General features: G+C 71.2%; 8 protein-coding genes and 2 tRNA genes. 3 read left to right on the forward strand and 7 right to left on the reverse strand.

Features of this window, described 5'->3' with window-relative positions:
* Positions 1–51: 51 nt before the first annotated feature.
* Positions 52–4374, reverse strand: a complete 4323-nt coding sequence (locus tag ACFWM7_RS27525; RefSeq protein WP_383265297.1) for a PAS domain-containing protein — start codon at positions 4372–4374, stop codon at positions 52–54.
* A 304-nt stretch (positions 4375–4678) separates the two neighbouring features.
* Positions 4679–5284, reverse strand: coding sequence for an SSI family serine proteinase inhibitor (locus ACFWM7_RS27530; protein WP_383265300.1), 606 nt, complete (start codon positions 5282–5284; stop codon positions 4679–4681).
* A 291-nt stretch (positions 5285–5575) separates the two neighbouring features.
* Here ACFWM7_RS27530 and ACFWM7_RS27535 point away from each other — a divergent pair.
* Positions 5576–5666 (forward strand) — tRNA-Ser (locus tag ACFWM7_RS27535).
* 235 nt (positions 5667–5901) lie between these two features.
* A tRNA-Arg gene (locus tag ACFWM7_RS27540) sits at positions 5902–5974 on the forward strand.
* A 115-nt stretch (positions 5975–6089) separates the two neighbouring features.
* On the opposite strand, the gene ACFWM7_RS27545 is transcribed toward ACFWM7_RS27540, so the two are convergent.
* The 4 genes from ACFWM7_RS27545 to ACFWM7_RS27560 all read right to left on the reverse strand — a co-directional run bounded on the left by ACFWM7_RS27545 (position 6090) and on the right by ACFWM7_RS27560 (position 8853).
* Entirely contained in the window at positions 6090–6956 is an 867-nt protein-coding gene (locus tag ACFWM7_RS27545; RefSeq protein WP_383265302.1) for a GNAT family N-acetyltransferase, read from the reverse strand.
* 88 nt (positions 6957–7044) lie between these two features.
* Positions 7045–7209, reverse strand: a complete 165-nt coding sequence (locus ACFWM7_RS27550; protein ID WP_383265305.1) for a hypothetical protein — start codon at positions 7207–7209, stop codon at positions 7045–7047.
* Positions 7206–8330, reverse strand: a complete 1125-nt coding sequence (locus ACFWM7_RS27555) for a radical SAM protein (RefSeq protein WP_383265307.1) — start codon at positions 8328–8330, stop codon at positions 7206–7208. The genes ACFWM7_RS27550 and ACFWM7_RS27555 overlap by 4 nt, the downstream gene beginning before the upstream one ends.
* A gap of 193 nt (positions 8331–8523) precedes the next feature.
* Entirely contained in the window at positions 8524–8853 is a 330-nt protein-coding gene (locus tag ACFWM7_RS27560) for a hypothetical protein (protein WP_383265310.1), read from the reverse strand.
* Positions 8854–9176: 323 nt separating this feature from the next.
* Here ACFWM7_RS27560 and ACFWM7_RS27565 point away from each other — a divergent pair, with 323 nt between their 5' ends.
* A complete protein-coding gene (locus ACFWM7_RS27565; protein ID WP_383265311.1) occupies positions 9177–10523 on the forward strand; it encodes a hypothetical protein in 1347 nt (448 codons plus the stop codon).
* Here ACFWM7_RS27565 and ACFWM7_RS27570 read toward each other — a convergent pair.
* Positions 10501–11034 (reverse strand): NUDIX hydrolase, encoded by a 534-nt coding sequence (locus ACFWM7_RS27570; RefSeq protein WP_383265314.1) that lies wholly within the window; start codon positions 11032–11034, stop codon positions 10501–10503. The genes ACFWM7_RS27565 and ACFWM7_RS27570 overlap by 23 nt on opposite strands.
* Positions 11035–12236: the final 1202 nt, after the last annotated feature.

Below are 12236 nucleotides of genomic sequence, written 5' to 3' on the forward strand. Positions count from 1 at the left end.
CAGGTACGGGATTCCCGTACCGCCCCCGCCCTGTCGTGCACGGCTCGTTGGTCAGTTGGTGCCGATCTTCGCCAGCAGGTCGACGATCCGCGACTGGACCTCGTCGCTGGTCGACCGTTCCGCCAGGAAGAGAACGGTTTCGCCCGATCCGAGCCGCGGCAGCTCCGCAGGGTCCATCCCGGCCGAGGTGTAGACGACCAGCGGGGTGCGGTTCAGCTGCCCGTTGGCCCGCAGCCAGTCGATGATCCCGGCGCGGCGGCGGCGTACCTGCATCAGGTCCATCACCACGAGGTTCGGCCGCATCCGGCCCGCCAGGTCGACGGCCTCGCTGTCCGCCGCGGCGCGCGCCACCTGCATCCCGCGCCGCTCCAGGGTCTGCGTCAGCGCCACCGCGATCTCCTCGTGCTCCTCGATCAGGAGCACCCGCGAGGGATGTTGTTCGCTGTCGCGCGGGGCCAGCGCCTTGAGCAGGACGGCCGGGTCGGCTCCGTACGCCGCTTCCCGGGTCGCCTGCCCCAGACCGGCCGTGACCAGCACCGGGACCTCGGCCGCGACGGCCGCCTGGCGCAGCGACTGCAACGCGGTCCGGGTGATGGGACCGGTCAGCGGGTCGACGAAGAGCGCGGCGGGGAACGCGGCGATCTGGGCGTCGACCTCCTCGCGGGAGTTCACGATCACCGGCCGGTAGCCCCGGTCGCTGAGCGCCTGCTGCGTCGGTACGTCGGGGGCGGGCCAGACCAGCAGCCGGCGCGGGTTGTCGAGTGGTTCGGGCGGCAGCTCGTCGTCGACGGGGTGCGGGTGCGGCCGGTTGGCGACCTCGACCGCGCCCCCGGGCCCGTCCAGCGGCTCCGGACCTTCGGCGCCCTCGTCGGGCGCCCCTATGGCGTACGCGCGTCCCTCCGCGACGGGCGGCGCGAGCAGCTGCCCCTCGCCGTAGGCGGTGCCGGGGCCGCCGCCGACCTGGGCCGACGGACCTGACGGGCCCGAAGAACCCGACGGGCCTGGCTGGCCCGGCACCCCGGGCTCCTGTGCCGGTCCCTGGGGCCGCAACGGCTGCTGGGGCTGGGGCTGGGACGAGGGCTGAGGCTGATCAGCTCCCGCTCCCGATCCCGCGCCGGGCGTGGGAGCGGGCATGGGGGCGGCGGTGCCCGGCCGGTCCTGCTGGGGCTGCGCCTGCGGGCCCACGGCGGTCCGGGCCGGGGCGCGGTCGCCCTCCGGCGGCGCGGCGAGCTTGCGACGCCGGCCGGCCCCGCCGAGACTCTGGTGCGGCTGGTTCTGCTGATGCGCGAGGTGCTGGGCGAACGGCACGCCCTGGCCCAGCGTGCGCACGCTGAAGGCCCGGCCCTGCGTCGAGTCGGGGTTGCTCCCGTCCGGCATCGGCTCCTCGGCGGGCAGAGGCTGCCGCCGCGCGTCCGTGGCCGGGACGCCCGCGTCACGGTCGGCCGGGTGTGCCCCGGGACCGGTGACGGCCGCGACGCCGATGGTGTGGGCGGTCTGCCCGGCGTCGCCCCAGGCGCCGCTCTCCGGCGCCGGGCCCGGAGCCTGCGGGAGGCCGCCGCCGTACGGTCCGGGGGCATGCTGTGCATCGGCGGCGAGCGGGAGGCCCTGTCCCGAGGTGCCCTGTCCCGAGGCGCCATGTCCGTTGGTTCCGGGCCCTGTGGTTCCCGGCCCCGTGGCTCCGGGCTCGGCGGTTCCTGGCTCCGGGGTTCCCTGCCCCGAGGCGTCCGGTCGGGAGGGCCCGTCCACCTGGGGGCCGTTGTGCACCGGGGCGACGGGATGCGCCTGGGGAGGCGTGTGGCCGGCCTCCGGTGCGGTCCGCGTGTGGTGGGCGCTCGCGTCGTCGCCGGGGCCCGGCGGGGTGCCGGGGGCGAGCGGCGCGCGGTCCGCGTCGGCCGGCGGCAGGGCGAAGGCGGTACGCGGACCGGCATCGGCGGCGGTGCGCTCCTGGGCGGCGGCCAGCGCACGCCGGGCCCGCCGGCCTCCGGGCTGCTGGGACTGCTCGGGACCGGGGTGACCGTTGCCGTTACTGCCGTTACTGCCGTTGCCGCCGTTGCCGCCGCTTCCGGACGCGAGGGCGGGGAGGGCGGGGGCGCCGGTTCCGCCCTCCCGGCGGGCCCGCCGTCCGGTGGGCGGAACGGGCTGCTGCGGGTCCACCGGGACACCCTGGGGCGGCACGGTCTGCCCGAGCTGCGGACGACCGCCGCCCTGGGCGTTCTCGGCCGCGGTGACGACGGACCCCTCCGAGGGCGCGGACGGGGCCGAGGTCAGGGCCAGAGCCCCCCGCTGCGGTGCCGGAGGCTGTTGTCCCTGCGGGGTGGCCCCGGCGTCTCCCGGAACCGTGCCCGGGGCCGCGTCGGCCGGGCTGGGCCGGCCGCGCCGCCGCCCGGAACCCTCACCCTGCTGGGCCGGAATCAGCTCGGGGACCTGCTGCTCCTCGGGCGCGGCCGGTCCACGGCGCGCCCGCCGCCGCCCGGTCGGCTCGGCGGCCGGCCGGTCGCCGGGAACGGAAGCGGGAGCGGCGGACCCGGCCATGCTGTCGTCGGCGCCCTCGGGCGTACCGCCGGGGCTGTCCAGGAACGCGTCGGTGGAGGACCTACGGGCCCGCCGCCGACCGCCGCTGGTCACGCCCGGCGCGCCGAGGCCTTCCGGCGACGACGAGGACATGGGGGCGGCGGGCTCCGGCAGCAGACCGTTTCCGTCCGCCTCCGGGGGCGCGATCGTGCCTGACGCCGCGCCGATGGGCACGTCGAGGACGTACGCGCTGCCGTTCATGCCCGGCATCTCGTGCGTCTGGAGGACCCCGCCGTGCGCCCGGACGATGCCGCGCACGATCGGCTCGTGCACCGGGTCGCCCCCGGCGAACGGCCCGCGCACTTCGATACGGACGACGTCACCGCGCTGGGCGGCGGCCACGACCACGGTGGAGTCGACGTAGCCGCCCCCGGGGACGGCCCGGGTCTTGCCGGTCGAGTCGACACCGCAGACGTCCGCGACGAGATGGGCGATGGCGGTCGCGAGCCGGCGCGCGTCGACCTCGGCCTCGATCGGCGGGGCGTGCACGGCGAACTGGGCGCGCCCGGGGCCGATCAGCTCGACCGCCCCGTCGATCCCGCCCGTGACGATCCCCTCGATCATCGCGGGGGCCTTCAGCAGCCCCTCCACCCCCGCGTCCAGGCGCTGGTAGCCCAGCACGTTGTCGACGAGCGTGGTCATCCGGGCGTACCCGGCGGCGAGGTGGTGCAGGATCTGGTTGGCCTCGGGCCACAGCTGCCCGGCCGGGTCGGAGGCGAGCATGGACAGCTCGCCGCGCAGCTCCTCCAGGGGGCCGCGCAGCGAATCGCCGAGGACGGCGGTGAGCTGGGAGTGCTGGGCGCCCAGGGAGGCGAGCAGCTCGGCCTGGCCCTCGATCTCGGCGGCGTACCGCTCGCTGCGGTCGGCGAGCTGGGCGGCGTGGGCATCCTCCAGCGCCTCCAGTTCGGCGGCGTGCGCCTCCTTGAGCGCGGTGACCTCGGCGGAGTGGCTCGTGGTCAGCTCGGCGACGACGCTCTTGTGCTGGGCGGACAGCTCCTCGTGCGGCCGGCGGTCGGTGAACGTCATCACCGCGCCGACGAGCTGGTCCCCGTCGCGTACCGGCGCGGTCGTCAGATCCACCGGCACCTGCGCGCCGCTCTTGGACCACAGCACCTGCCCGCGCACCCGGTGCTTGCGCCCGGACTTGAGGGTGTCGGCGAGGGGGGAGTCCTCGTACGGGAACGGGTCGCCGTCCGCCCGCGAGTGCAGGATCAGCGGGTGCAGCTCCTGGCCGCCGAGGTCGCTGGCCCGGAAGCCGAGGATCTGCGCGGCGGCGGGGTTGACGAGGACGACGCGCCCGTCGGTGTCGGTGCCGACGACGCCCTCGGAGGCGGCCCGCAGGATCATCTCGGTCTGGCGCTGCGAACGGGCCAGCTCGGCCTCGGTGTCGACGGTGCCGGAGAGGTCCCGTACGACGATCATGAGCAGCTCGTCGCCGGTGTAACTGGAGTGGATGTCGTTGTACGCGGCCTGCCCGCTGTCGAGGCTCGCGCTGGTGACCTCGACCGGATACTCGTGGCCGTCGGTGCGCCGCGCGGTCATCCGCGTGGGCTTGGTCCTGCCCTGCTCGTCCGCAGCCTCGGGCCGTCGCATCGACCCCGGGATCAGCTTGGAGTCGAACTCCGGCAGCAGATCGAGCAGTCCGCGACCGACGAGGGCGGTGCCCGGGGTCTCGAACATTTCGAGGGCGATGGCGTTGGCGTTGACGACCGTGCCATTGCAATTGACGAGCAGAAGCCCGTCAGGAAGGGCATCGAGTATGGCTGCGAGGCGAGCAGTGCCTCGGGATGGCCTGCTGCTCACGACGACGCTTCCTCCCTGATTACCGCACCTTGCCGACAGCGGGCCCCATCTTGCCCCTCGGGCCGCAGACTGTCACTGGAGGAGTCTAAGGCCAGGGGAGGCCCCGGGGGCGGCGGATGAGGGGGAGCTCTCACCAAGGTTCTGTGCGCGCGGTGTACGCCGCGGGCCCATGACGTGAGCGTCCGCACACCCTGTGACGTGCGCGGACGCATGGCGCGGCCGGGTCCTCCCGGGTCCTCGCGGGCCCCGGGAGGGCCCCTGCCCCTTCGCTGGAGCGAACGCCTTTACCGCCGCCACCGACGGGCTATCGGACGTCCGGGAGCACCGGCACGAGGCTGTTCCAGCGCGCGATCTCGCATCCGTCGCGGCGGCTGGCGGTGGTGTCCACGGCCCGGCCCTCCCAGGTGCCGACGATGCGCGCGGTGGCGTCACCGCCGTGGATCATCGTGCACATCGTGCCCTCGGGGGTCTCCCGGAACAGCTCCTGCCGCCCGGCCCGGGTGGCCCCGGCCTCCGCCAGCCGGTCACATGCGGCCTGCCCCTGCGGGTGGCTGCCCCCGGTGGGCCCGCACTCCAGCTCGAACGTGCCGTCGGCCCCGGGAACCCCGGAGTTCTGCACGCTCACGGTGAGCCGGGTCAGCACTTCGTCGGCCTCACCCGGGCCCGTCCCGCCCCCGCCGTCCAGGAATCCGGGCAGCGGGAGGGGCATGGGCAGCGGGCCGAGGGCGGGCCGCGCCTCGGCGAACGGCCCGGAGGTGGGCACGGCGGAGGGCACCGGAGCGGCGGACCCGGACCCGGAGAACGCGGACTCGGCGGGGGCGGACCCGGAGGCGAGGGCGGTGGACGCCGGCACGGCGGTGGCGAGGGCGGCGAGCGAGACGACGGCGGTGAGGGCGAGACGGCGCAGCATGCGGAAGCTCCAGGATCTCTGCAGCACGGTCGGCCACGGGCGGCGGTCACGGACGATCACGGACCCGCCCCGGCGCCACGGCTGGCGGACGACTGACGGGCGACGACGACTGACGGAGACCGGGGCCCCCACCCCTCTCTAACGCGCACCGCGCCCGGACGTTGCGCCACCACGCCGAACTACTTTGCCCTGGCCCCCGGAGGCCTAGTAACGTTGGCGGCGATTGGTGGCACGACGTTCGACTGTGTCATCATCTGCACGCACCACTCGCGTCCGCGCGAGGCGTGTGGAGGAGGCGTCGCCTAGTCCGGTCTATGGCGCCGCACTGCTAATGCGGTTTGGGTCTTAAAGCCCATCGAGGGTTCAAATCCCTCCGCCTCCGCCCCATCCCGAAGCCCCGTGCCCCTGGCACGGGGCTTCGGTCGTTCCGGGGCGCGGGTCGCGGGGGGCGCGTCACGGTCGGAACGGGGAGGGGTCGGGACGGGCCCCAGACAGGACCTCGGGAGACCGTTTCCGCAGCTCAGCAGTGGTGCGGCTAATGGATTTCGCGTCACGGCGCAGGTCATGTAATGTTGTTCTCGCAACGCCGACCGGGAAGAAAAAGCCCGGAACGCCAAGCACTCGTAGCTTAACGGATAGAGCATCTGACTACGGATCAGAAGGTTGCAGGTTCGAATCCTGCCGAGTGCACAGCAGGCCGGAGGCCCCCAGGAGAAATTCTGGGGGCCTCTCGCGTTGCCCGTACAGCAGCGAAGCGCAGCAACCGTGGCGGCCCGTGGTGGCCATCGAGTCGTACCCCCCGCAGTCACGCCTGAGTGGTGTGGGTGAAGCCGAGGGATGTCAGTCCTTCGGCTCGGCATAGCCGGTCTGAGGGGCCGTCGATCTCGGTCTGGAGCAGCTGGTAGGCGGCGCCGTGGCTCTGGCCCCAGTGCATGGCGGCCCGCCACAGGATGCGTCCCAGGCCTCGTCCTCGGGCTTCGGGGAGGACGGCGAAGTATTGGGGCATGAGCTGGGGGCGTCCGATGGCATCGGGGAGCATTCCCATGGGGCCGATCGCGCCGACGATGCGGTCCTCGATGGCTGTGGCGAGGACGGGGCCGCACCGGCCGGCCTGCATCTGGGTGTGGAGGAAGACCAGGCCATCGTCCGCCATGGCCTCGGCGAACGGGGCGAAGGTGTTCTGCACGGCGGTCGACCAGGCGGTGACGGGGCGGACCGGGCCGTCCGGGGCGGGGCAGGGGCCGGTGGTGCAGTCCTTGAGCTGGATGCGGGTGCCGCGCGGGTGTGTGGTCTCGGGGCCGAGGGGGCGTACGACCCGGGCGCCCGCCGCGTCATCCACGGTGGCGAGTTTGGCGGCCAGTTCGGCGGCCTCGTCCACGACGCTGTCACGGGGCCCGTAGGCGTAGACCTTGACGGTGCCGCGTCCGCGCCGGGCCAGGGTGGGGACGAGGGTGCGGTCGGGCTGGTGCACCACGTCCTCGCGAAGGACTTTCTCGTCCTTCTCGCCGCCCCAGCGCCGGTCCTTGTCGTAAGGCAGGAAGTCCCCGGTGTCGGCCGCTCGCAGGACGTCCTCGAAGAGGTTGGCGGACAGGGCGTCGGGGTGGACGGGGCCGAGGGTCGGCACGATCGGTGCGGTCAGTTGGGGCCGGAGCCAGTCCCAGCGGAAGAACATGAGCGGCACCCTAGCGGTGAGCCGGTCAGGGCTCAGGCCCCGACGCGAGTACGCCGAGGCCTGACGGGAGTTGGTGGGATCGTGTCGGTCAGTGGGGGTTGTCGTCACCGGCGTCGCAGGAGCACTCCGCGCTTTCCACGATCACGTCGAGGTCCTGGACGGCGGTAATGGATGCGGTTGCGACGGGCGGTGCCGCGCGGCGGGCCGAGGTCGGCGGGGTGGGGAGGATGGTCACGGGTACGGGCGGAATCATGAGGTGTTCTCCTTGTCTCCGTGCTGGCAGTAGCTGTGCAGCGGCGCGTTGGCCTCCTGGTAGTGCTTGGCCAGGGGGCGGCAGACCCGGCAGGTGCCGGACAGGGCGCAGCCCTCGCACCCACCGGTGCGAAGCATGAGGCGGTCGGCGATGGCGCCGAGCCGGGTGAGGCCGTCGATGCCTTCGGCCATGAGGTCGATCTGGTCGTCGCGGCCGACCTTGCAGATCGAGACCTTGGCGTGGGGGTTGGCGTGGAAGAAGGTGTGTCCCGCGTTGCAGCCGGCGAACGGCTTGCGCTGGCGCAGGTGGGCGGCGGACTGGGCGAGGAGCGGCTCTCCGCCGCCGTAGATGGTGGGCGTCATGTTCGTGTACGCGTGGTTCTCGACGTTCCACGCGTCGGCGAGGGCGGCCATCTCGTCGGCCTCGGAGGCGTTGTCCTCGGTGACCACGACGTTGATGCGCAGCGGGAGCCCCGCCTCGCGTGCGGCGTCGATGCCGCGCCGGAACGCCTTCCAAGCCCCACGGCGCTGGGTGAGGGTGTCGAAGGACTCTTCGCTCGCCCCGTACATGCTGACCACCAGGCGGTAGGGCGGGGAGTCGCGGAAGAGCTTGAGGAGGTCCGGCCGCCAGAGCAATGAGCCGTTGGTGGAGATGGTGAGCATCATCCCGGCCTGCCAGGCGTACCGGTAGGCGCCCTGGAAGTGAGGGTCCATGGTTGGCTCGCCGCCGGTGATTTGGAGCCAGAGGACACCGGCCTCGCGCATGATGTCCAGCAGCCGCACCTTGTCGTCCCACCCGAGGCCGGAGAAGGGCCGCTCGCCGAGGTAGCAGTGCTTGCAGCCGAAGTTGCAGCCGAGGTTGATCTCCCAGGAGGCCCGGCAGTAGCCGTATGGAGACGGATCGCGCACCAGAACGGTGCCCTGCGCGGTTTGGCCGCCCAGGTCCAGGCCCCACACGTCGGCGGCAGTCTGCACCGCCCAGGTGGGAAGCGACTCGCCGTCGGTGGCGGCCTGGCGCAGGCCCTCGAAGTGGTCGGCGGAGATTCGGGCGCCGGCCCTTGCTCCCGGCTTGAGGAGAAGGTGCCCGTCGAGGAACGGGGAGGCGATCAGAGCGTGGGCCATCGGTTGCCCTCCTTTCGGATCACGGAGCGGGACAGCGCATGGGACGCCTGGCGGCTGGCGCGGCAGTGGATCTCGCCCAGCCCGTTACAGGTGCCGCAGGTCTTGCCGCACGAGTTGGCGCCGCTGCCACCGCAGTCCCCGCACCGTTCATTGCGAGGCGAGCGAGAGCGCCGGGTCTTGGGCGGGCTCGCGATCAGTTGGTGCACGCGACCTCCTCCAGGGCGTCTTCCCAGGTGTGCTGTTTGGCGTGGTCGGCAAACAGACAGCAGCCCTCACCGTCAGGACCCGGGGCGGCCACCGGGCAGTCCGGCAGTACGACAAGTTCCGCCTCGTCCGCCCCGTGCCAGCGGAGCCACAGCGCGGTCCCGTACGCGCCGGCGTCAGTGAGGAGACCGAAGTGCTCACCCTCGTCGTGCGCGGACAGCTGGCACTGCACCGCCCTGTCGATGTACGTGGCGGCCGACTTCTCCCGTGCTTCCCTTGCCAGGTCGAGGGGCCCCCGGCGCCAGTGCGCGCAACGCATCACGACACCATCCGGAAGGACGCGACGGCATTCCGTTCCTGCTGCGAGCACCGGGGGCAGAGGCACGGCGGGTAGCGTCCCGGGTTCTCCGGGACCACCGGGTCCTCGCCCACGCGTACCTCCGTGAGAGGTCCCCACGTCTGGCCGGAGTCACGGGAAATCCGCAACGTCATCCGTACGTCGTCCTGTCCGTTCGCCATGGTCACGAGCATCGCGATCCACGGGCCCGGCCAGAAAGGCCCAGCGGTTTACCCAACTTGGGTAACATCACGCTTGGTTGACCAAGTGCAGCAATCCGTAGTCCTCATGCCGGAGCGTGCCCGATGTCCGAGCAATCCCGCTCGAAGGAACTCCCGGTCAGCCTGCTCACGGACCCGGTAATGATCGAGGCATGCCAGTCCAGAGACTTCGGCCGCATCTTCCGGCTGGTCAAGGCACGAGCGGGCATCTATCCGTCGATAATTGCGCGCCGCTGCGACCTGACCCCGAGCCGCGTGGGCGAAGTGATCGCCGGAAGGCGGCAGTTGCTGCACATGGATGTGATCGAACGGATCTCAGACGGGCTACGCATTCCCGGGAACATGCTCGGCCTCGCCCGACGCTCTTGGGAGACCCCGCCCAGCCTGACGGTCACACCCCGCGAACCGGCCGAGGTACCGACCCCAGCCGTCGAGCCGCCTGCCACCGGACTGCCGGGGGCGGACGTCGACAGCATCCTCGCCCTGGCGGCCGAGCGGGACCTCAGCGCGTCGACGCTGGATGCGTTGCACTCGTCGATCGCGGACTACTGGCGCCGGGACGACGAACACGGCGGCGAGATCTTACGGCCGGCCGTCGTCGGTCAGCTCCGCTACGTCGTCGACCTGCTCAAGGAACAGCGGTCAGCTCCTTTATGGGACGGCCTGCACAGCATCGCGGCCGAACTGGCCAGGCTCACCGGATGGACCTACTTCGACGCCCGCCAGTACAACCAGGCACGCGCCTACTTCACCGAGTCCCTCGGCCTGGCCAAGGCCATCGACGACCGTCAGTTCATGGCCAACGTCCTTGCCTGCATGAGCCTCCAGGCCACCTACCAGGACAAGCCCGGCGACGCCCTCGCCCTGGTTACGGCTGCCCAGGACCAGACCCGAGCGGTCGTGGGGGCGACACCGCGCGTGCTGGCCATGCTCGCGATGCGCGAAGCCTTCGCCCACGCCACCCTCGGCAACCACAGCGCGACCCACACCGCGATCTCGGAAGCCCACACCCAGTTCGGCCGGATTAGCACCAGTGATCCGGACCCGGCCTGGGTCGCCTACTTCGACGAGACGAAGCTGATCGTGGACACCGGCATCGCGCACGGCCGCCTGGGCGAAGCCGCCCTCGCCGAACCTCTCATCGCAGACGCGCTACGCCGCGAGCACGCATCGAACCACCGAGGCCGCGCTTTTCACGCCTTCTGGCTCGCCCGCACCCAGCTCCAACGCGGCAAACTCGACGAGGCATGCCACACAGCTAGGGACGCCCTCGCCCCGGCAGCGGCCGTCAGCTCGCAACGAGTCGTCGGCCACCTGCGGGAGTTCTACGAACAGCTGGAGCCCTTCCGTCGGGCTCCGGCCGCGGTGGCGTTCGAGTCCCGGCTCCGTGAAGTGCTGCCCCGCCAGGTCAGCGGATCGCCTCGTCCATAAGGACGTAGAGCAGCCCGACGAGAGAACCGCTGCTGACGATCTCGCGCCGGTCGATCATGCCCCGCACGTCGGCCAGCGGGATCCACTCGATCCGGTCCGACTCGTTCTTCTCGGTCGGCGGTCCTTCGTACGTCGCCCCATCGGCCCGGAAGACGTGGTGCTGGGAGTCGGTGATGCCGTTTGCCGGCTCGGCGTAGATCACCGGTTTGATCGGGCCGGGCTGCCAGCCGGTTTCTTCCAGCACCTCGCGGGCTGCCGCTTCTGCGGGCGTCTCGCCTTCCTCGACCAGGCCCATGGGGAGTTCCCACGCCCAGGCGTCGGTGATGAAGCGGTGTCGCCACATCATCAGGATCTCGCGGCGCTCGTTGACGACGGCGGCCACGGCCAAGTGGCGGAGCTTGACGACGTGGTGCTCCCAGCGGTTCCCGTCCGGGGTCTCGACGTCGGTGAGCCACAGGTTCACCCAGCTGTTCTCGTAGATCGGACGTTCCCCGTGGATCTTCCACTGCATCGCTGCGGCCCCTCTCGATCAGGCTTCAGCATCGCAGAGATGCGGGCGCAGCGACTGTGTATCAGGCAAGTTCGCGTCACATTGACGCATATGAGATGTGTGCGCAGCGTGGCACGTCAGGAAAGGAGCCACGGGAAGCACGATGCTCATTGCTCTGACGGATCAGCAGTGAATCGTCTGGTGTTGGCAGAGGCGTGCGCAGGATTGAACGAGGCACGGGCCAAACCTTCCGCTGAGCGGCCGGGCCGGAGCAGATGGGGTGCTGGCTCGGGTGTTACAAGTTCCTCTACCTCATCAAGTTCCTCTACCTCATCAAGGCACCCGGCTGCGCTCCGCTCCGCCGGGCGCGCTTCCCGGCTCTGGCTGCGCCCGCGCTCCTGCCTCCGGCCCGCTCGGCGCTGCCGCCGTCGACGCGCGCCCGCAGTGGATAGGCCCGTAGGGCATGAGACGAGAACCGAGCCCGCGGCTTCAAGAGGATGCCTCCGGCGGGGGTGCTCAGACTCCGGGATGGGAGGGGCGCCGTTCGCGAGTGCCGGCCGGAGCGGGGCGAGCGTCGTGGGGCTCCCATCCCGACCATCTTCGACCCAGGCAGAGCCGAGCGGTCGCGGCCCAGGGCGTCAAGGTCGTTCGTACAGTGGCACGCTCCACCTTGACGCCCTGGGCCGCGACTGCTCCACGACGTGTGGGTCGAAGGCGAACGGGATGGGAGCCGGGGTGAGTGGTGGGTGAGGTGGGTGGTTCGGCCGCCGGTTGGCTAATGAGAAAAAGATTCAAGCCATTGAGTAGCTGAATTTCGGCCAAACCGTTTTGCGATCTCTGCCGTGTTTTCTTCACGTTTGGTGGCGAGATCCTGTTATTTATGGCGCTATTCTATATGACAAACTAGGCGAAGTGGGAAACCGATAGAGGCAGGTCGCAGCAGGTTTCTGTATGCGCTGATCGTTACTTCGCCTTGGTCGGGCGTCTTGAGAAGTGACACAAGGTCGGCGTCTCTCAAGCTCGGTGGGCCCTTTGCGTGCTCCCTGCGAGCTGGCCACTATGAAGGCGGTAAAAGCAAAACTGCCCACCCTCTCTGCGCATGCTTCCCGGCGAGGCAGAGGGGCGGGCCTAAGACCGTGTCCTACATGGTCAGTTTGAGGAATCGTTTGTAGCAGCAGAGAGCGGCTGCCAGTCCGAGAAAGGCCAGGTAGTTGCCTGGTTTT

The sequence above is a fragment of the Streptomyces sp. NPDC058375 genome (genome assembly GCF_042723425.1).
Taxonomy (GTDB): Bacteria; Actinomycetota; Actinomycetes; order Streptomycetales; family Streptomycetaceae; genus Streptomyces; species Streptomyces durocortorensis.

What these genes read in the sequence shown, in the direction of transcription:
- ACFWM7_RS27530 (WP_383265300.1), bottom strand. Translation starts at nt 5,284, where the DNA reads ATGCTGCGCCGTCTCGCCCTCACCGCCGTCGTCTCGCTCGCCGCCCTC.
- ACFWM7_RS27545 (WP_383265302.1), bottom strand. Translation starts at nt 6,956, where the DNA reads ATGTTCTTCCGCTGGGACTGGCTCCGGCCCCAACTGACCGCACCGATC.
- ACFWM7_RS27550 (WP_383265305.1), bottom strand. Translation starts at nt 7,209, where the DNA reads ATGATTCCGCCCGTACCCGTGACCATCCTCCCCACCCCGCCGACCTCG.
- ACFWM7_RS27555 (WP_383265307.1), bottom strand. Translation starts at nt 8,330, where the DNA reads ATGGCCCACGCTCTGATCGCCTCCCCGTTCCTCGACGGGCACCTTCTC.
- ACFWM7_RS27560 (WP_383265310.1), bottom strand. Translation starts at nt 8,853, where the DNA reads ATGCGTTGCGCGCACTGGCGCCGGGGGCCCCTCGACCTGGCAAGGGAA.
- ACFWM7_RS27565 (WP_383265311.1), top strand. Translation starts at nt 9,177, where the DNA reads ATGTCCGAGCAATCCCGCTCGAAGGAACTCCCGGTCAGCCTGCTCACG.
- ACFWM7_RS27570 (WP_383265314.1), bottom strand. Translation starts at nt 11,034, where the DNA reads ATGCAGTGGAAGATCCACGGGGAACGTCCGATCTACGAGAACAGCTGG.